Below are 18,007 nucleotides of genomic sequence, written 5' to 3'. Positions count from 1 at the left end.
GCCTGCTGATATGTCGCCTAACTCGGGGCCTCAGGTGAACCCGCAGGTAACAGCGATCGGTAAGTGAATCGCGGTGACATCACGATTGTGTGAGAAGACTCCGATGAGTGATCGGGATCACAGCGGAAGGTAACCCGCACGGATATCGCGTGCCCAGTTGCGAGTCGCCCCGAGATCCGTACTGTCGCGGCATGGCTAACGTACTGATGATCATGTCCGCAGCCGACCACTGGACCCTCAAGGACGGGTCGGAGCATCCCACCGGTTTCTGGGCCGAGGAGTTCGTGGCCCCGTACGAGGTGTTCACCGACGCCGGCTGGTCCGTCACCGTCGCGACCCCGGGTGGGCGTGCTCCCACCGTCGACCAGGCCAGCCTCGGCGAAGGCGCCGGCGACCCCGAGACCCTGGACAAGGTGAAGGCCTCGCTCGACCGGCTCGCGCCCGTCCTGAACTCCCCGGCCGACCTGGCCTCCGTCGATCACAACGAGTTCGACGTCGTGTTCTACCCGGGCGGTCACGGTCCCCTGCAGGACCTCGCCGTGGACAAGACCTCCGGTGCGATTCTCGCCGAGCGGGTGACCGCGGAGAAGCCGCTGGCCATGCTGTGCCACGCCCCCGCGGCCGTGCTCGCGGCCTCGGAGGACGCGTCGTCCTCGCCGTTCGCCGGGTACAAGATGACCGGGTTCTCCAACGTCGAGGAGGAGCAGGTCGGGTTGGCCGAGGGGGCGCCCTGGCTGCTCGAGGACAAGCTCGTCGAGCTGGGCGCCGACTACTCCTCGGCCGCCGAGCCGTGGGCCTCGCACGTGGTGGTGGACCGCAACCTGTACACGGGTCAGAACCCCCAGTCCTCGGAGGAGCTCGCCAAGCGGATCGTCTCCGACCTCGGCTGACTCCGTGCCGGTGAGCCACATCGTCGACCGGCACGCCGTCGTCGACGGCCACCGGACCTCGTTCGGCGTGCACGGCGAGGGCGAACCCGTCGTCCGTCTCCACGGAACGCCCTCGTCGTCGTACATCTGGCGCGACGTGGTGCCCGTCCTCACCGAGGCCGGGTACCGCGTCCACGTCTTCGATCTCCTCGGATACGGGCTGTCGGAGCGGCCGCGGAACCCCGACGTCGACACGTCGATCACCGGTCAGGTCGCCGTCCTCGAGGGGCTGTTGGGGGAGTGGGGACTCGACACGTTCCACTTGGGGCCCACGACATCGGCGGCGGGATCGCGCAACGCTTCGGCGTGCAGTCGACCGGGCGCCTGCGGTCCCTGACCCTCATCGACGTGGTGAGCTTCGACAGCTACCCCTCCGAGCGGACCCGGGAACAGATGGCCGACGGGCTTGACGAGCTGGCCCGCACGCCGGACGCCGAGCACCGGGCCCACTTCCGGGACTGGCTGCTGTCGACGCACAGCGACCCGGCGAACTTCGACCCCGCCGCGCTCGACGTGTATGTCGACCTCATCAGCGGGCCGATCGGCCAACCGAGCTTCTTCCGGCACCAGGTCGCGCACTACGACCCGCGCCACACGCTGGAGATCTCCGACCAGCTGGACAGGCTCGGTCGGATCCCGGTGCAGCTGGTCTGGGGCGCCGACGACACCTGGCAGGTCACCGACTGGGCGCACCGCCTCCACGCCGCGATCCCCGGCAGCGAACTGCATCTCATCGAGAACTGTGGCCACTTCGCGCCGGAGGAACGCCCGGCCGAGGTCGCCGCGGCACTCCGGGCATTCCTCGACGCACACCGGGGCTGACGGGACCCACGGCGCTCCGGGCCCGAGGTCCCGGCCGACCCGGGACCGCCGCCGTTGCCGGGGCCCGTGTGAGGATTGTGCCCGTGACGCAACCGTCAGAGTCGAAGGTCCGAGGCTGGGCCGCGCTCGCCGTGGTCGCCTACGGCGCCGTGGTGGTGGCGCTGACCATGCTCAAGGCCTTCTTCGTGATCGGGCTGCTGTGGCGACCGGAATCCCAGCGCGGTCGCTCGGTCGAATGGGTACCGTTCGCCCAGTTCCGGGACGCCCAGACCTGGTTCGGCCCACTGTTCGACGCACTCGGCAACCTGGCCTTCTTCGTGCCGCTCGGGGTGCTCCTGTACATCCTGCTGGAGGGCCGGGCCAGGGCGGTCCTCGTCGTCGTCGTCACCGGAGCGGCGATCAGCGCGACGGTCGAGGTCCTCCAGTACGTCCTCGCCCTGGGACACTCCGACGTCACGGACCTGCTGTTCAACACAGCCGGGGCGCTGGTCGGCGCCCTCATAGCGCGCGCCTGCGGCCCGCGCCTCCACCCACTGTGGATCGGTCTCGCGCTCACCACCGCTGCGGTGTTCGCCGTCCTTGTCGTCCTCGGTCCGCGCCTGGGCGACCCCGCCGCAGTGGTGGAGCTGGGGACGGACAGGCCGCCGGCGCGGTGACCCGCGGCGGGCTCGTCACGCCCCCGGAGCCTCCTACGCTCCCGCGCCGCGGTCGGTGTCGGCGTCGGTGCCAGTGTCTGCGGCCCGCCCGTACCGGCCGGCCAGCCACGCGCACACGATCAACTGGATCTGGTGGAACAGCATCAGCGGCAGGACCAGGAGCCCGATCGGCTGGCCGACGAACAGCACGGCCGCCATCGGCAACCCCGTGGCCAGCGACTTCTTGGACCCGCAGAACTGCACGACGCGCTTGTCCCGGTCCTCGAAACCCAGGGCCCGGGAGGCGAGTTCGGTCAGACCCAGCACCACCGCGAGCAGCACGCAGCACGCGACGATCAGCCAGGCCAACTCGCCGACGCCGATCGTCGACCAGATCCCGTCGGCGACCCCGTCGGAGAACGCCGCGTAGACCACCAGCACGATGACGGTCTTGTCGAACAGGGCGATCCGCTTGATCCTGCGGATGACCGGCAGGACCCAGGTCCGCAGGAGCTGGCCCACCACGAACGGCAGGAGCAGCTGCAGGGCGATCGTGCCGACCGAGTCCCACGTGATGACCACGGACCCGTCGGTGGTCATCAGGGCGAAGACCAGCAGGGGAGTGATCACCACACCCAGCAGGTTGGACACCGACGCCGACACCACCGCCGCGCTGACGTGCCCGCGGGCGATCGCCACGAAGGTGATGGACGACTGGACGGTCGACGGGACCAGCGTGAGGAACAGGAACCCGGCGGCCAGGGAGGCGCCGAGCACGGGCGTGAGGAGCCACTGGCCGAGCAGGCCGAGGAGCGGGAACAGGAGATACGTCGAGGCGAGCACGACCGAGTGGAGCCGCCAGTGCGTGAGGCCGACCACCAGCTCCCGGGGCTCGAGGCGCGCGCCGTAGAGGAAGAACAGCACGGCGATGCCGATCGTCGTCACCCAGTCGAGCGCGTCGGCCGCGCCACCGGTGGCGGGCAGGAACGCGGCGACCACCACCGCCGCCAGGATCGCCAGGATGAACGGCTCGATCCGGAGACGACGCAGAATGCCCATCCGCCTATTCCACCACCAGGGCGTCGGGGGGCGACCGATAGGCTCGGCACCATGACGGAGCGCAGGCGATGACCGGACAGGCCGGACAGGCCGGCCAGGCCCCGGAGGGGTGGCGGCCCAGGGCGTTGCGGGACGGCGAGGAACCGGACCCGCGGTTCACGCTCGCCAACGAGCGCACCTTCCTGGCCTGGATCCGCACCAGCCTCGGGTTGACGGCGGGCGCGGTGGCGATGGAGGCCTTCGCGGGGGACGAGATCCCGGAGATCGTCCGCACGCCGCTGGCCTGCATCCTGTTGGTGCTGGCGGCGGTCCTCGCGATCGTGGCGTTCCGGCGGTGGATCCGGATCGAGGCCTCGATGCGTCACCAGCGGCCGCTGCCCATGCCGCAGGCATCCATCCTGCTGGTGCTGGGGATCTCGATCGGCGCGGTCCTGCTCATCGTGGCGATCCTGGGCGGCACCTTCGCATGAGCACGCCCCGGCAGCGGCGGATCGGCGTGGAGCCGCGGGCGGTGCCGCCCGACGCGGGACTGGCCGCCGAGCGCACCAGCCTGTCGTGGGCCCGGACGTGGGCCGTGGTGGGCGTGAACATCATCCTCATCGCCAAGCTGGTGGCGGAGACGTCGGTGTTCTGGGCGTCGGTGTTCTCGTTGCTCACCGTGGTCCCGCTGCTGGCGCTGCTCCGGGTGCAGCGCCACCACGAGCGGCGGGTCGGGCGGTTCGTCCGCGGGGCCGAGGTGCCGCAGACCCGGGCGGCCCACAACGTCGGTCTGGTGGTGTTGGTCGTCGTGATGGCCACCTGCGGCCTGGTCGCCGTGCTGGTCAGCCTGTCGAACTAGCAGCTGAGAGCGCGCGGCCCGGCCCCGCGCGGGTGGTCGCCGGGGCCGGGAGCGGAGGTGTCAGGTGTTCTTGGCCCGCCCGCTGAGGGCGTCGCGGAGGCGGTCGACCATGCCGACGCCGGGCCCCAGGGTCATGTGGAACAGCTCGGAGTGCGGTGAGCCGGGGTGCGGCCGGGTGGGGGCGATCTTCTTGGCGGCCTCGACCTTGCGGCCCAGGTCGACCAGGTCCTCGGCGGAGATGTGCTTCCGCATCTTGGGGAACTGGTCCGCCTCCTCGTCGTCGGCGTGGTGGTCGAGGAGTTCCTTGAACCGCTTCACGGTGGCGATGAACTCGGCGCTCCCGGCGTCCAGGCCCTCGAGCTCCTTCATCACCTCTTCGAGTTCCTGGTGCTCTTCCTTGTCGTGCTCGACCTCGTCCGCGCCGTCCGGGACCTCGCGCTCGTAGACGGGGTAGACGAACAGTTCCTCGGCCACGGAGTGGCGCACGACCTCGGCGATGGCGGAGTCCGCCAGCGAGCGACGCTCCTCCGGGTCGGCGGTGTCCTCGATCAACTCGAGGAGTCCGACCATCTCGCGGTGGTCGGCGGTGAGGATGTCGACGACGTCCCCGGCGGCTGCGGTGTCGGCCATGAGGCTCTCCTTCGCGGTGTGAGACGGATGGACCTCTCGACCGTAGAGGCGGCCGTGCGCGACGGCCACCGGACCGACTGCCACGGGACGAGCCGGTGGCCGGTTCGGTGGGGGCTCAGTGGCCGGCTCGCGGCCGGGTCAGGGGCCCGTGCTCTCCGTCTCGCACATGCCCTGCAGGACGCAGGTGCCGCAGCCGCCGGTGACGCCGCAGTCGGCGGCGGGGTCGCCGGGCGTGGAGCCGGCGGGGGAGCAGGAGGCGGCGCCGTCGGGGGAGGAGCCCGCGTCACCGCAGGTGGAGGCGTCGGAGGCGGCGGGGTCGGGTGCGCCGGCGGAGTGGCCGCCGCAGCCGTCGGGGCCGCAGCCACAGCCGCCCTGGTCGCCGGATGTGGCGTCCCACCTGGCCGCCGCGCGTGCCCCGGCCAGGCCGGCGACGCTGAGCAGGGCGAGGGAGGCGACGAGGGAGACGACGACGACGAGGCCGCCGACCCATCCGCCGATCAGTCCCAGGGCGAGCGCACCGAGCAGCAGGACGAGACCGGAGCCGAGGAACGAGGGTGCGGCGGCGCGGTTGGCGAGCTCCCAGGCCTCGGGGGAGCGGCGGGTCTCCGGGGTGCGTACGCCCAGGACGCCGTTGCCGGGCAGTCTGCCGACGAGCGCCGCGACACCCGTGCCCGCGAGCACGAGGGCGAGCCCCACGAGGAGCACCATGACCACCACGAGCACTGCGTTCACGCCACCGAGGGTACGCCCGCGACGTCGGATCTCCGATTCGACTCAGCCCCGCCGGGACCCCGGACCTGGGCGAGCAACCGGGCGAGTTCGCGCTTGTCCTTCGCGCTGAGGCGGTCGAGGAACTCCCGCCGCACCGTGGCGACGTGATCGGGCGCGGCTTTCTCGATCTCGGCCATGCCCTCGTCGGTGGTGGACACGAACGCCCCGCGGCCGTCGTCGGGGCAGCTGGTGCGCTCCACGAGTCCGCGCTTGACCATCCGGGTGACCTGGTGGGACAGGCGGCTGCGCTCCCACTGCAACGCGTCGGCGAGCGCGGTCATCCGCAGCGGACCGTCGGCCTCGCTGAGGTAGACCAGCACCTCGAACTCGGGCTCCGTGAGGCTCGACGAGGTCTTGAGGTCGCGCTGGATCTCCAGATGCAGGCGCCCCTGGATCGCGAGGTAGTCACGCCACAGCGCCTTTTCCTCGTCGTCCAACCATCGCACGTCCTGACCCGGAACCTGTTCAGCCATGCACCCAGCGTACCCGGTTAGTTGACACAACACATAGGGCCCGGTTAGGAATGTGTGTCACATCATCTACTGAGGGAGTCGCATGCCGACCACGACCGCCACCACTCACCCAGGCGGTGGCCGTCCTCGTCGTCGTCGTCATGGTCGGTGCCTACGCCTACGTCCACAAGGCCGCCGGCATCTACGCCGCCGACGGTGGCTGGGAGCTCGTCGCCGTGATCGGCCTGGCCGTCGCCGTGTTCGGTCTGGTCGGCACCGGGCGCTACAGCCTCGACGCCCTCATCGCCGGGCGTCGCGCCGCCAGGGGCTGATCAACCCCGCCCTCGGCCGACGGGGCGGTGCCCACACGCTGACGCGGCCCGACCCGCCCCAGGGTTTAGGCTGGACACCGCCTGCGTGTGGGCACCGGCGATACCAGGGAGAGCAGACAACCGTGAGCAGCAGCGACCAGACCGTCACCGGCGTGCAGTCCGAGACCGGACCGCAGTCCGACACCGGACCGGCCCACCGCTACGGAGCCGGGTTGGCCGGGGAGATCGAGTCGCGCTGGCAGACCGAATGGGCCGAGCGCGGCACATTCGAGGCCCCGAACCCCGTCGGCCCCCTCGCCGACCCGGACGGCGCCGCCCCGCCCGAGGACAAGCTCTTCGTCCAGGACATGTTCCCCTACCCGTCGGGCGCCGGCCTGCACGTCGGCCACCCGCTCGGCTACATCGCCACCGACGTCTTCGCCCGCTACAACCGCATGCTCGGCACCAACGTCCTGCACACCCTGGGCTACGACGCCTTCGGCCTGCCCGCCGAGCAGTACGCCGTCCAGACCGGCCAGCACCCGCGCGTGACCACCGAGGCCAACATCGCCAACATGGAGCGCCAGCTCGGCCGCCTCGGCCTGGGCCACGACCGCCGCCGCGTGTTCGCCACCACCGACACCGACTTCTACCGCTGGACCCAGTGGATCTTCCTGCAGATCCACGGCTCCTGGTACGACCCCGAGGCCCCCGCCCGCGCGATCGACGGCGGCGAGCACCCCACCCGCACCGGCCGCGCCCGGCCCATCGCCGAGCTGGTCGAGCAGTTCGTCTCCGGTGCCCGCCCCCTGCCGGGCGAGCACGCCGGCCGCGACTGGGCCGAGCTCTCACGCGCCGAGCAGGAGAAGGTCCTCGACGCCCACCGGCTGGTGTACCTCTCCGACTCCACGGTCAACTGGTGCCCCGGGCTGGGCACCGTCCTGGCCAACGAGGAGGTCACCGCCGAGGGCCGCTCCGAGCGAGGCAACTTCCCCGTCTTCCGCAAGAACCTGAGCCAGTGGATGATGCGGATCACCGCCTACGCCGACCGGCTGGTCGACGATCTCGACCGCCTCGACTGGACCGACAAGGTCAAGTCCATGCAGCGCAACTGGATCGGCCGCTCGCAGGGCGCCCGCGTCCGCTTCGCCGTGGCCGACCAGTCCATCGAGGTGTTCACCACCCGCCCCGATACCCTCTTCGGCGCCACCTACATGGTCCTGTCGCCCGAGCACCCGCTGGTCGACGAGCTGGCCGGCCCGTTCTGGCCGGAGACCGGCGCGGGCGGTGCGACCGGTGCGACCGGTGCGGGCGCCGGGGGCGGGCTCGACGAGCGCTGGACCGGCGGCCACTCCTCGCCCGCCGAGGCCGTGGTGGAGTACCGCCGGCGCGCAGCGCAGAAGACCGACCTGGAACGCCAGGAGAACAAGGAGAAGACCGGCGTCTTCCTCGGCGTCCACGCCATCAACCCGGTCAACGGCGAGCAGATCCCCGTGTTCGTCGCCGACTACGTGCTCATGGGCTACGGCACCGGCGCGATCATGGCCGTGCCCGGCCACGACGCCCGCGACCACGAGTTCGCAGGAGCCTTCGGCCTACCCATCGTGCAGGTCGTGGCGCCGGCGGACGGCTCGGAGATCGACGAGCAGGCCGAGGCCTTCACCGGCGACGGCGTGGCCGTGAACTCCACCAACTCCGGCGGGCTGGTGCTCGACGGGCTGGCCGTGGACGAGGCCAAGGCCGCCACCATCGCGTGGCTCGAGGGCCAGGGCACCGGCGAGGGCACCATCCAGTACAAGCTGCGCGACTGGCTGTTCGCCCGCCAGCGCTACTGGGGCGAGCCGTTCCCGGTGGTCTACGACTCCGACGGTGTGCCCCACGCCCTGCCCGACGAGCTGCTGCCCGTCGAGCTGCCCGAGGTCGAGGACTACAAGCCCGTCTCGTTCGACCCCGACGACGCCGACTCCGTGCCGTCCCCGCCGCTGGCCAAGGCCACCGACTGGATGACCGTCGAGCTCGACCTCGGGGACGGCCTGCAGACCTACACCCGCGACGCCAACGTCATGCCCAACTGGGCCGGCTCGAGCTGGTACCAGCTGCGCTACATCGACCCCACCAACTCCGAGCAGCTGTGCGCACTGGAGAACGAGCGCTACTGGACCGGGCCCCGGCCCGAGATCCACGGCGAGGGCGACCCCGGGGGAGTGGACCTCTACGTCGGTGGAGTCGAGCATGCCGTGTTGCACCTGCTCTACTCCCGCTTCTGGCACAAGGTGCTGTTCGACCTGGGCCACGTCACCAGCGAGGAGCCCTACCGACGCCTGTACAACCAGGGTTACATCCAGGCCTTCGCCTACACCGACGCCCGCGGTGTGTACGTGCCGGCGGCCGAGGTGACCGAGCGCGACGGGAAGTTCTACTGGACCGACACCTCCGCCGGTGCCGACGCCGCCGAGATCGAGGTGTTCCAGGAGTACGGGAAAATGGGCAAGTCGCTCAAGAACTCCGTCTCCCCGGACGAGATCTGCGACTCCTACGGCGCCGACACCCTGCGCGTATACGAGATGTCCATGGGCCCGCTCGACACCTCCCGGCCCTGGGCCACCAAGGACGTCGTGGGCGCGCACCGCTTCCTGCAGCGGCTCTGGCGCGTGGTGATCGACGAGAACACCGGCGAGGTCCGCGTGACCGACACCGAGTCGACGGACGGCGCGCCGGGCGAGGACGTGCTCAAGGCGCTGCACAAGACCATCGCCGGGGTCCGCGACGACTTCGCCGGCCTGCGCGACAACACCGCGATCGCCAAGCTCATCGAGTACGTCAACACCCTGACCAAGACGTACCCGACCGAGGGGCCGGGCGCGCCGCGCTCGGTCGTCGAGCCGCTGGTGCTCATGGTGGCGCCCGTCGCCCCGCACCTGGCCGAGGAACTGTGGTCGCGGCTCGGGCACACCGGGTCGCTCGCCCACGGGCCGTTCCCCGAGCACGACGAGTCCTACCTGGTCGAGGACTCCGTCGAGTACCCGGTGCAGATCAAGGGCAAGGTGCGCTCGCGCATCACCGTTCCCGCCGACGCCACGCCCGCTGATGTCGAGGCCGCGGCCCTGGCGGATGCCAAGGTGCAGGAGAATCTCGGCGGGGCGGCGCCGAAGAAGGTCATCGTGGTGCCGGGCAAGATGGTCAACATCGTCCCCTGAGGGCTGGGCGATGCGGCTGGCCGACCTGGCCCCGGCCCGGCCCCGAATCCGCTACCCGGATTCCGGATCCGCTACTCCCGTGCGGGTAGCCGATCCGGAATCCGGGTAGCGCATTTCGTGCGTGGGCGAGGTCTTTAGGGAAGTGGCCGCCCTCAGCCGGCCCGGACGAACACCGCCGAAGAGGAGACGATGAGGTACGCGGTGGTGACCATCCACATCGCGTAGGTCGCGAACAGCCACGGCCGCCACCGGATGCGCTGCTTCCACCGCCGGTAGGTCGTCACGCCCGCCGTCACCGCCAGGATGACCGACAGCAGCAGTGGCAGGACGACCACCTCGACGCGGTCGGCGGTCATACACAGCGCCCCCTCGTCCGTGCACTCCTCGTCGATGCCGCCCTCCAGCATCACGATCACGGTCGCCATGACCACGATCGCGACGATCGACAGCAGCACGTACCGGAAGGCCTGGTTGGCCTGCCGCTCGTTCCGCTCGAGGCGTTCGAGCGGGTCGTCGAAGTCCCCGTGGGCGCTGTGGTCTCCGCCGTCGCTGCGGTTCCCGTGGTCGCCGGATGTCATCCCTACCGCCCGCCGAACCCGTTGTGACCGCCCGCCGCGGCCACCTCGTCCACCGTGTCCAGACCCAGCTGCTCGTCGGTCACCGGCGGGAAGAGCGGACCCCCGCCGAAAGCACCGCGGTGCGACAAGGGCACCTCGCCGTCGTCGTTCCTTATTCCCTTCTCGCGCCCGTACTCGGCGGTGATGACGGTCGAGCCGCTTATCCGGGTCAGGTCGGGGTCCTCGGCGAGGGCGGCGATGACCCGTCCGACGAAGGTGGGGTCCTCGGCGCGGTCCAGCGGGAAGCCGTTGAAGTCGTCCATCCCCAGCGACAGCAGCAGTTCCGTGCGGATGAGGCCCAACCACAGCGAGAGGGTGGAGACCCCGGTGCCGGCGAGTTCGTGCGCCATGTCGGAGGCCATTTTGTCGAGGGCGGTCTTGCTCATCCCGTAGAGCACGGTGTGGAACGGTGCGCGAGAACCGAACGACGAGATGCTCACCATCAGCCCGGAGCCCTGCGGCACCATCACCTTGGCGGCCTCGCAGCTGGCGACGTAGTGCGCGCGCAGACCGACGCCCATGAGGGCGTCCCAGTCGCCGGCGGGCCGCTCCCAGAACTTGCCGTTGAACCCCATGAAGCCCTTGGGGTTGGTCCACACGTTGTTGACCAGCAGGTCCAGGCGTCCGGCCTGCTCGGCGATCCGGGCGACGACGGCGACGATCTCGTCGTTCCGGGAGTGGTCGCATTCGAGTGGGCGGATCTCGCCCGGGGCGCCGGAGGCCGCGTCGATCGTGCCCTGCAGGCGCTCGGCGGACCGGCCGGTCACGTAGACCGTCCACCCGGCCTGCGCGAGTGCGGTGGCCACCCCGCGTCCGACGCCGCGGCTGCCACCGGTCACCAGGGCGACGCGGGCGCTCACGAGTCCGCTCCGGCGGTGGCGGCCCCCGGGACGGTGTGGACCTCGGGGTAGGTCACGGTGGCGTCGTCGAGGGTGCGGGTGACCGACCAGCCCGGGGTGAACAGGCATTCGGCCATCACCCAGCGGCCGTCCTCGATGACATACGCATCCGAGTACTCGCCGGTGGAGAGCGTCTCGGTGCCCTTCTCGCGGTCCACCTGGCGGAACTGCAGGGTCCAGGTGCCGGTGGCGCGCTGCGGCGGGCTGCTCGGCCCGCCGCCCTGCACGCTGATAGACGGCATGAAGCCGTGGTGCATGTCGAGGATCCGCGGGCCGCCGTCGGAGGCGGTCGCCAGCGCGATCTGGCGGAAGATCCCGACCATCGTGTCCGGGTCGGTCCGCCCGAGGGGTCCGAAGTCCAGCACCCCGCCGGAGGCCACGAAGCAGGACCGGAAGCCCTCGGGGTCCTTGGCGTCGCACGCCCGCCAGTACCGGTACTTGAGCTGTTCGATCGCCTCGCGGGCGCGGACTTCCTCCTCGTACTGCATAGGGCTCACGTTAGCGTAGGGGGCATGAGCCGAACACTGGTCGAACTATCCGACCGCTGGGACCTGCAGGACCTCATGACCAGGTACGCGACCTGCATCGATTCGCGCGACTTCGACGGGTTGGACCGGGTGTTCACGCCGGACGCCCGCGTGAGTTACGCCGCGTCCGGCGGCCCGGACGACGACTACCCGGCGGTGCGCGCGTGGTTGGCCGAGATGTTGCCGATCTTCGCCGCCACACAGCACCTCATGGGCAACCTCGAGGTCCGTCTTGACGGCGACTCGGCCACCGGGCGCTGCATGTGCTTCAACCCGATGGCGCTGAAGCCGGTGGAGGAGAAGGACCAGCAGGTGTTCTTCTACGGGCTCTGGTACTTGCTCGACTTCGCCCGCACGGGCGACGGCTGGCGGATTTCCCGCCTCAGCCAGCAGCAGGCGTTCCACCACAACCTGCCCTGAGCCGGGGTGGGCCCGCCCCGGCCCGGCCCCGGCCCGGCCCGGTTCGCGCCGGCCGCCTCAGACGGTCCCGCAGGAACTCGTCGCCGGGCGGTCGAGGACACGGTCCAGGAGGTAGCGGGCGTTCGTGGACCGCTCGGAGAGCATCGGGATGGCGTGGTCGATCACCAGGCCGGGGGCGATCGACGGCACCTCGGCCGTCCGCAGCTCCACGGTGGTGCCCTGTTCGCACCAGTCGCGGACGAGGTCCACGGCCGTGTGGTGCGGCACGACGTCGTCGTTCCTGCCGATCATGACCAGCGCCGGCACCGCCGGCGCGACCCTGCCCAGGTTGTAGCCCTCGAGCACCCGGACGATCTCCGGCTCCGACCGCGCGGCATCGCCGAGCGAGCGGCCGTCCACGGTGAACTCGTTCGTACGCTTCAGGCCGTAGGCGAACGCGGTCTCGGCGACGCACTGCCCGGCGGTCACCTCGAGCATGCGCTGCCCCTCGGCGTTGAGATGCCGGTCGAATGCCGGACGCAGCTCGGGGTGGACCTGCAGGATGCCGTTGATCGCGTACCCCACCGCGCCGGTGAGCAGTCCGCCGTCCACGCGGTCGAGCGTGCCGAGCATGTCGGACGGCGGCGCCCCGGCCGCGATGCCGACCAGGTTCACGTCGGGTGCGTAGTCCGGCTGCATCTCCCCGGCCGCGGCGGCGGCACCACCGCCCTGCGAGTAGCCGCTGACCACGGTCTTGGAGTCGGGCGCGAGGTCCGCGCCGGGAATCCGCAGCGCCGCGCGGGCGGCGTCGAGGGCCGACCGGCCCTGGGAGTCGCGGTTGACGTACGGGTGGTGGCCGGGCGTGCCGAGCCCCTCGTAGTCGGTGACGACGACGGCGAAGCCTTCCATCACCATCGTGAGCGCGTCGATGATCGCGTACCCGGCGGCCATCGACGGGGGCGCGGTCTGGATACCCAGGCCCACCTCCATGGAGCGCGACGGCGCGCACTGGTCGCCCTGCCCCTGCGTTCCGGGCGTCACCACCGCGAGCGGGCGCGGCCCGGGGCCGGTCCAGGGTGCCTCGGGCTGCAGGAACGTGCCGGTGACGGCGATCGGACCGCCCGCGGCGCCGGTGGAGCGGTACATGATCCGCTGGGCGTCGGCGGGCAGCGCACCGCCGTTCATCACATCGGGCAGGCTCGGCGTGATGGTCATCGGCTGCGTGCGGATGATCGCGCCCGGGTCGGCGGGGAGCTCGGCCGGCGGGACGTAGAACGCGGTGCGATCCGGCGCGGTGGATGAGCCCTCGGCGGAGGTTTGGGCGGCGGCCTCGGGGGCGCCGACAAGGGCCAGGGCGGGGGCCAGCCCGACCGCGACACCCAGCGCGAGGGCTCCGGCGACGGTGGATGGTCCGGATGATGTGCGCCGGCTGGACGGTGTTCTCACGAATGCTCCCGGGGTCGAGACCGCGCGGCAGGGGACCCGCGCCGATGGGGCAGAACCCTAACGCGTGTCGAGTCGTAGGTGTGTCCCACCTCACGGCCGTCCGGGCCCTCGTGTGGCAGCCCCTCCTGAACACCGTGAACTTCCCGGTGGCCGGTGTCCGACCCCGCTGTTACGGTGAGGGCGTGCCCAAAGACGTGCTGATGTGCTGGCGATCCGGACCGACGTGGTCCCGCATCGCCCACGCCGTCTTGGCGTAGTACCGACGATGCGAGGGCCCGCCGGGATCGGTCGGGCCGCATCCGCCATGCGAGGCGGTCTCCGACGGAACCCGGGTCAACGATTCAGACCCCACGGCTCGGGACAGGACCGGGCCAGCCGACTTCAGGAGAGTCCCCAGGTGACCGCAAGTCCCCACACCACCTTCCACGCGCTCGAGGACACCGATGTCCTCGTCAGTGCACGGTCGCTGGACGAGTACACCGATATGTTCGGCCTGGACGAGGCCGACCTGAAGGGGCGCATCGTCGACTGCCCCGGTGGCGCGGCCAGCGTGGTGGCCGAGATCTGTGCGGCCGGTGGCGACGCCGTCGCGGTGGACCCGCAGTACGCGCTCGGCGCGGACGACCTCCGCGGCCGGATCCTCGAGGACGTCGAGCGGTCTTTGGCGCAGAAACACGCGCGCGAGTTCGACTATGACTGGGACGTCCGCGGCGGGGTCGTGGGGCACGAGGTCATCCGCCGCTCGGCGGCCGACCGGATGCTGGGCCACCTGGCCACCGCCCCCGAGCGGTATGTGGCCGGGGCTCTTCCCTCGCTCCCTCTCGCCGACGACTCGGCCGACCTGGTGCTGTGCTCGCACCTGCTGTTCACCTATGCCGACCGCATGGATCTGGCCGACCATGCCGACGCGATCGTGGAGATGGCCCGCGTGGCGCCGGAGGTGCGGATCTACCCGCTGGTCGACCACGCTGGCAACCCGCTGCCGGAACTGGTGCGCAGTGTGATCGCCAAGCTCAAGAAGGAGCGGCTGATCAGCCGCATCGAGCCGGTGATCCGGCCTTTCCAGCTGGCCGCCACCACCCGGTTGGTCGTCGAGCGGAACGGCCGCCAACGCCCCTAGGGTTCACGGTGGGCCGGCAGGGTTCACGGCTGGTCGGCGGGCGCCAACCGGAGGATCTCCTGCCCGGTGAACGGTGAGACCCCGGCGGTGGCGACGAGCGGCTGTGGGCCGCCCACCTCGAGGGTCAGGCCGGGCTGGAAGATCGTCCCGGTGGCCAGCGAGTAGGCCACGAGGTTGCACATCTCGGCGTAGACGGCGGCGGGCGGAGCGTCCACGTCGAGTCGCTCGAGGTCCATCCTGCCGAACCGGCCCAACCCGCTGGTGTAGACGCACGAGGTGGTCTCGGTCTGCATCCCGGCCCGCACCCCGACGAGCGCCGGCGCCGGCACGGGGTTGCCCGTCACGAGATCGCGGTACGGGCCGGCCGGCAGGGTCGCCGCGGCGCCGCCCACGCTCACGGCCACCGCGCCGGGCAGCGCGGTCAGGGCCGCCGTGACGTTCGCGACCGCCAACTCGCAACGGAGCGTGTCGAGCCGGGGGTCCAGGTACTCGGGTTCGCCCGGCTCGCCGTCGTCCCCGATCGGTCCCCACCGGAACCCCGCCACGACGACCTGGGACCGGTGCGTCTCCACCACGGCCTCGCCGCCGTTCCAGGCGGCAAGGTCACGCGTGTACTCGATGGCCTCCGGCACCGGCGCGTCGACCGCGGACACGATGACCGTCGCGTCCTCGACGTAGACGGCGGTGGCGGGGTCGTCGTCGCTGCCCTGCTCGACCTCGTACGACCCCTCGAAGATCTCCGTGAGGAGTTCACCGACCTCGTCGTGGCCGGGGGCGGGCCGGTCGAGCAGGACGATCGCCACCGGGGTCTGCTTCCACGACAGGTCCTCGCCGGTCTGCGGGTCGACGGCGGGCTGGTCGGGCTGCGGCGTGTCGGTCATGGCCCGAGGCTAACGCCTCGCCCCTGCCGCAGCACTGCCGCGACCGGCCACCGCGCCCGCACCGCCGCCCAGCCCGCGATGCCGCCGGGTCAGTTGAGCAGGAAGTCGATCACCAGGCGCTCGAACTTGTCCTTCTGCTCGATCATCGCCCAGTGGCCACAGCGGGAGAAGGCGTGGAGCTCGGCGCGCGGGAGCTGGCGGAAGGCGAAGTGGGCCTGCTCGTAGGGGAGCATGCGGTCGTCGCGGCCCCAGATGAGCATGGTCTCCTGCCGGATCTGCGAGGCGCGGGCGTACAGCGGCGTGTAGGCGTTTTCGGGCTTGAGGATCGAGCCGAACACGGAGTACATCCGCTCGACGGCGCCTGGGGCGGTGGCGGCCTCGGCTCGGGCGCGGATTAGGTCCTCGTCCACGACCTTCTTGTTGCCGACCATCGTGTCGACCCAGGCCGCCATGGCCTTGTCGGACGGCTCCGCGAGGAATTCGAACAGCCGACGCGATCCCTCGCTCGGCTCGGGCGTGAACAGGGGAGCAGCCAGGCCGCCGGGGCCCATGAGCGCCATCTTGCGGACCCGGCGCGGGTAGGCCAGAGCGGTCTCGCAGGCGACGTTGCCGCCCATGGAGTTACCGATGATGTCGACCTTCTCGATGCCCTTGGCCTCGCAGAACGCGTCGATAGCCTCGGCGGCGATGAGCGGGTAGGCCTTCTCCCACTCCAGGTCGGAGCTCTTCCCGAATCCCGGCATGTCCAGCAGGATGGTGTGGAAACGCTCGGCGAAGACGGGGAAGTTGCCGGCGAAGTTGGACCACGCGGTCACGCCGGGGCCGGATCCGTGCAGGAAGAGGACGGGGACCGCGCTCTCGGGCTCGGCGACGCTCTGCTCGCCCGCCTCGTGGTAGTGCAGCTCGAAGCGGCCGGCGGTGATGGTCTTGCTGGTGGACTCGAAGTCGAGGGCGCTCATGCCCCCCACGCTACTAGAACACGTTCTAGGAATCCCACCGTCGTCCGAAATTAAGTCAGCCGCGCGGGGAGTCCCTGAAACATCCCCGCGCGGCGATGGCGAAACTCTAACCTGAAATCGCGCTGGGTGACAAGTCGGTAACAATTATGACGGGTGTCACGCCGGCTGCACTAACGCCGTTGACGCTGGCCAGCATTTATGAAGTGCCACATATGGACGGTCGGTGTAGATGGGGGTGGCGATGACCGCTTGGCCACCCCGGGCTCGTCACCCCGGCGTCACCTCATGACCCGGTCGAGGAACGCGGTGGCGTCCGGGATGGCGGCGTAAACGGTCCCGCTGTGGTCCCGGTCCGGGTAGACGTGCAGCTCGAGCGGCTGCGCGTTGAGGGACATCTCCGCAGCCAGTGACAGCGCCGAGGGGGCGGGCACGTCCATGTCGAGCAGCCCCTGGCCGAGGAACACGGGCCGGTCGTAGCCCATTGCCGGCGTGCCCATGTAGCGGCGGAGGTGTCCGAAGACGTCGGGGATCTCCTGCAGTGGCCGCGCCAGCGCCTGCGAAACCTGGAAGCCGCCGACCTTCTCCCGCATCGCGGAGTAGCAGAGCGTCTCGGCGGCGTCGACCATCTCGCGACCCTGCGGTGTGAGGAGCCCGTTGATGTCGAGCTCCGGGTGCTGGTCGCGGAACCCGGCGAGGATGTACATCGCGTACAGGTTGAGCCCGGTCGGGAGGTTCACCGGCGGGAATCCGGGGCCGCCCCACTGGAACAAGTGCTCTATGTTCGCCGGCGCGCCGGTCGCCACGACGCCCCGGTAGTCGAGGCCCGCCGGCGCGCCCAGTGCGGTGGCACGGGTCGCGGTGACGAGTGCGGCGCCGGCGCCCTGCGACTGCCCGACGAGTCCCCACCTGGCGGACAGCGGCAGTCCGTCTGCTCGCGCCGCGGTGATCGAGTCGACGATCCCGCTTGCGGCCGCCTGCCCGTTGAGGTAGCTGAGCAGCCCGGGGGTGCCGAGTCCCACGTAATCCGCGGCCACCACGGCGTATCCGCGGTCCAGCCAGTGGCCGAGGTAGTCGGCGTCGCGCTCGGAGCGTGGCTGGGTGGACGGAGCGCAGTCGTCGCCGAGGCCGGTCGTGCCGTGCGCCCACGCCACGACGGGCCAGCCGCCGGGGGGCGGGGTTCCGTGCGGGAGGAACACGGCGGACGTGGCGATCGCGGTGCGGCCGTGCTGGTCGACCGTCCCGTACGCCTGCCGCACCGCCCGCCCGGCCTGCGGCAGCGAGAGGGCCGGGTCGAGCGGGACCGTCGCCGCGGCGACGCCGGGGGAGGGGACGGGTAGGTTCCATTCGCGGGTGTCGAGCCCGGACCAGGTGGGCTCGGGGTTGGGCGCGGGCTGCGCGTTCGCGGTCGGAGCGGTGAGGGAAGCGACGACGACGAGGGCCGCTGCCGCCACCGTGAGCGTCCGCGGGGAGCGCCGAGGAGTGAGGGAGTTCATACCCGGAGGGTAGTCGGTTCCT

At 71.0% G+C, this 18,007-nt stretch carries 21 protein-coding genes; 10 read left to right on the top strand and 11 right to left on the bottom strand.

Annotated features, from left to right (window positions below; genetic code table 11):
• The first annotated feature begins 191 nt into the window (after positions 1-191).
• The 4 genes from CK206_RS10770 (at position 192) to CK206_RS10760 (ending at position 2,407) form a co-directional block, all read left to right on the top strand.
• Positions 192-890 carry a type 1 glutamine amidotransferase domain-containing protein gene (locus CK206_RS10770; RefSeq protein ID WP_096906399.1) on the top strand — a complete coding sequence of 233 codons (699 nt, stop codon included), beginning with the start codon at positions 192-194 and terminating at the stop codon, positions 888-890.
• A 10-nt stretch (positions 891-900) separates the two neighbouring features.
• On the top strand, positions 901-1,266 hold the full coding sequence (locus tag CK206_RS20115; protein ID WP_216824130.1) for an alpha/beta fold hydrolase: 366 nt from the start codon (positions 901-903) through the stop codon (positions 1,264-1,266).
• Positions 1,236-1,751 (top strand): alpha/beta fold hydrolase, encoded by a 516-nt coding sequence (locus tag CK206_RS10765; protein ID WP_254050549.1) that lies wholly within the window; start codon positions 1,236-1,238, stop codon positions 1,749-1,751. The genes CK206_RS20115 and CK206_RS10765 overlap by 31 nt, the downstream gene beginning before the upstream one ends.
• Before the next feature lie 83 nt (positions 1,752-1,834).
• Positions 1,835-2,407 (top strand): VanZ family protein, encoded by a 573-nt coding sequence (locus CK206_RS10760; RefSeq protein ID WP_256385629.1) that lies wholly within the window; start codon positions 1,835-1,837, stop codon positions 2,405-2,407.
• 33 nt (positions 2,408-2,440) lie between these two features.
• On the opposite strand, the gene CK206_RS10755 is transcribed toward CK206_RS10760, so the two are convergent.
• Positions 2,441-3,445, bottom strand: coding sequence for a bile acid:sodium symporter family protein (locus CK206_RS10755; RefSeq protein WP_096906398.1), 1,005 nt, complete (start codon positions 3,443-3,445; stop codon positions 2,441-2,443).
• 68 nt (positions 3,446-3,513) lie between these two features.
• Here CK206_RS10755 and CK206_RS10750 point away from each other — a divergent pair, with 68 nt between their 5' ends.
• Positions 3,514-3,915 (top strand): YidH family protein, encoded by a 402-nt coding sequence (locus tag CK206_RS10750; protein WP_096906397.1) that lies wholly within the window; start codon positions 3,514-3,516, stop codon positions 3,913-3,915.
• Positions 3,912-4,283: a DUF202 domain-containing protein gene (locus tag CK206_RS10745; RefSeq protein ID WP_096906396.1), complete on the top strand. Its 372-nt coding sequence runs from the start codon at positions 3,912-3,914 to the stop codon at positions 4,281-4,283. The genes CK206_RS10750 and CK206_RS10745 overlap by 4 nt, the downstream gene beginning before the upstream one ends.
• A 60-nt stretch (positions 4,284-4,343) precedes the next feature.
• Here the strand turns inward: CK206_RS10745 and CK206_RS10740 are convergent, their stop codons facing one another.
• The 3 genes from CK206_RS10740 to CK206_RS10730 all read right to left on the bottom strand — a co-directional run bounded on the left by CK206_RS10740 (position 4,344) and on the right by CK206_RS10730 (position 6,157).
• On the bottom strand, positions 4,344-4,913 hold the full coding sequence (locus CK206_RS10740) for a hemerythrin domain-containing protein (protein ID WP_096907405.1): 570 nt from the start codon (positions 4,911-4,913) through the stop codon (positions 4,344-4,346).
• 138 nt (positions 4,914-5,051) lie between these two features.
• Positions 5,052-5,645, bottom strand: a complete 594-nt coding sequence (locus tag CK206_RS10735; protein ID WP_096906395.1) for an SdpI family protein — start codon at positions 5,643-5,645, stop codon at positions 5,052-5,054.
• Positions 5,642-6,157, bottom strand: a complete 516-nt coding sequence (locus CK206_RS10730) for a MarR family winged helix-turn-helix transcriptional regulator (RefSeq protein ID WP_096906394.1) — start codon at positions 6,155-6,157, stop codon at positions 5,642-5,644. Before CK206_RS10730 ends, CK206_RS10735 begins: the two co-directional genes overlap by 4 nt.
• A 116-nt stretch (positions 6,158-6,273) precedes the next feature.
• On the opposite strand from CK206_RS10730, the gene CK206_RS10725 reads away from it, so the two are divergent.
• Entirely contained in the window at positions 6,274-6,468 is a 195-nt protein-coding gene (locus CK206_RS10725; RefSeq protein ID WP_143337727.1) for a hypothetical protein, read from the top strand.
• A gap of 122 nt (positions 6,469-6,590) precedes the next feature.
• Entirely contained in the window at positions 6,591-9,644 is a 3,054-nt protein-coding gene (locus CK206_RS10720; protein ID WP_173674787.1) for a leucine--tRNA ligase, read from the top strand.
• A 152-nt stretch (positions 9,645-9,796) separates the two neighbouring features.
• Here CK206_RS10720 and CK206_RS10715 read toward each other — a convergent pair whose 3' ends face one another.
• Genes CK206_RS10715 through CK206_RS10705 form a run of 3 tightly spaced genes read right to left on the bottom strand, consistent with a single transcriptional unit; the run spans position 9,797 to position 11,648 of the window.
• A complete protein-coding gene (locus tag CK206_RS10715) occupies positions 9,797-10,222 on the bottom strand; it encodes a hypothetical protein (protein WP_096906393.1) in 426 nt (141 codons plus the stop codon).
• Between the two features lie 2 nt (positions 10,223-10,224).
• On the bottom strand, positions 10,225-11,121 hold the full coding sequence (locus CK206_RS10710) for an SDR family NAD(P)-dependent oxidoreductase (RefSeq protein ID WP_096906392.1): 897 nt from the start codon (positions 11,119-11,121) through the stop codon (positions 10,225-10,227).
• The gene (locus tag CK206_RS10705; RefSeq protein WP_096906391.1) at positions 11,118-11,648 is read right to left on the bottom strand and encodes a nuclear transport factor 2 family protein; all 531 of its coding nucleotides are present in this window, start codon (positions 11,646-11,648) and stop codon (positions 11,118-11,120) included. Before CK206_RS10705 ends, CK206_RS10710 begins: the two co-directional genes overlap by 4 nt.
• Positions 11,649-11,672: 24 nt before the next feature.
• Here CK206_RS10705 and CK206_RS10700 point away from each other — a divergent pair, with 24 nt between their 5' ends.
• Positions 11,673-12,107: a nuclear transport factor 2 family protein gene (locus CK206_RS10700; protein ID WP_096906390.1), complete on the top strand. Its 435-nt coding sequence runs from the start codon at positions 11,673-11,675 to the stop codon at positions 12,105-12,107.
• Between the two features lie 57 nt (positions 12,108-12,164).
• On the opposite strand, the gene CK206_RS10695 is transcribed toward CK206_RS10700, so the two are convergent.
• On the bottom strand, positions 12,165-13,532 hold the full coding sequence (locus CK206_RS10695; protein ID WP_096906389.1) for a lipase family protein: 1,368 nt from the start codon (positions 13,530-13,532) through the stop codon (positions 12,165-12,167).
• A gap of 397 nt (positions 13,533-13,929) precedes the next feature.
• Between CK206_RS10695 and CK206_RS10690 the strand changes: the two genes are divergently transcribed.
• The gene (locus CK206_RS10690; protein ID WP_096906388.1) at positions 13,930-14,652 is read left to right on the top strand and encodes a methyltransferase domain-containing protein; all 723 of its coding nucleotides are present in this window, start codon (positions 13,930-13,932) and stop codon (positions 14,650-14,652) included.
• Between the two features lie 23 nt (positions 14,653-14,675).
• On the opposite strand, the gene CK206_RS10685 is transcribed toward CK206_RS10690, so the two are convergent.
• From CK206_RS10685 to CK206_RS10675, 3 genes are all read right to left on the bottom strand, one after another.
• Positions 14,676-15,533: a hypothetical protein gene (locus CK206_RS10685; RefSeq protein ID WP_096906387.1), complete on the bottom strand. Its 858-nt coding sequence runs from the start codon at positions 15,531-15,533 to the stop codon at positions 14,676-14,678.
• A gap of 89 nt (positions 15,534-15,622) precedes the next feature.
• Positions 15,623-16,492, bottom strand: coding sequence for an alpha/beta fold hydrolase (locus CK206_RS10680; RefSeq protein ID WP_096906386.1), 870 nt, complete (start codon positions 16,490-16,492; stop codon positions 15,623-15,625).
• Between the two features lie 278 nt (positions 16,493-16,770).
• Positions 16,771-17,985 carry a lipase family protein gene (locus tag CK206_RS10675; RefSeq protein WP_096906385.1) on the bottom strand — a complete coding sequence of 405 codons (1,215 nt, stop codon included), beginning with the start codon at positions 17,983-17,985 and terminating at the stop codon, positions 16,771-16,773.
• Positions 17,986-18,007: the final 22 nt, after the last annotated feature.

Source organism: Dietzia sp. WMMA184, from assembly GCF_002441635.1.
Taxonomy (GTDB): Bacteria; Actinomycetota; Actinomycetes; order Mycobacteriales; family Mycobacteriaceae; genus Dietzia; species Dietzia kunjamensis.
This window is presented reverse-complemented; position numbering and strand designations above follow the sequence as displayed.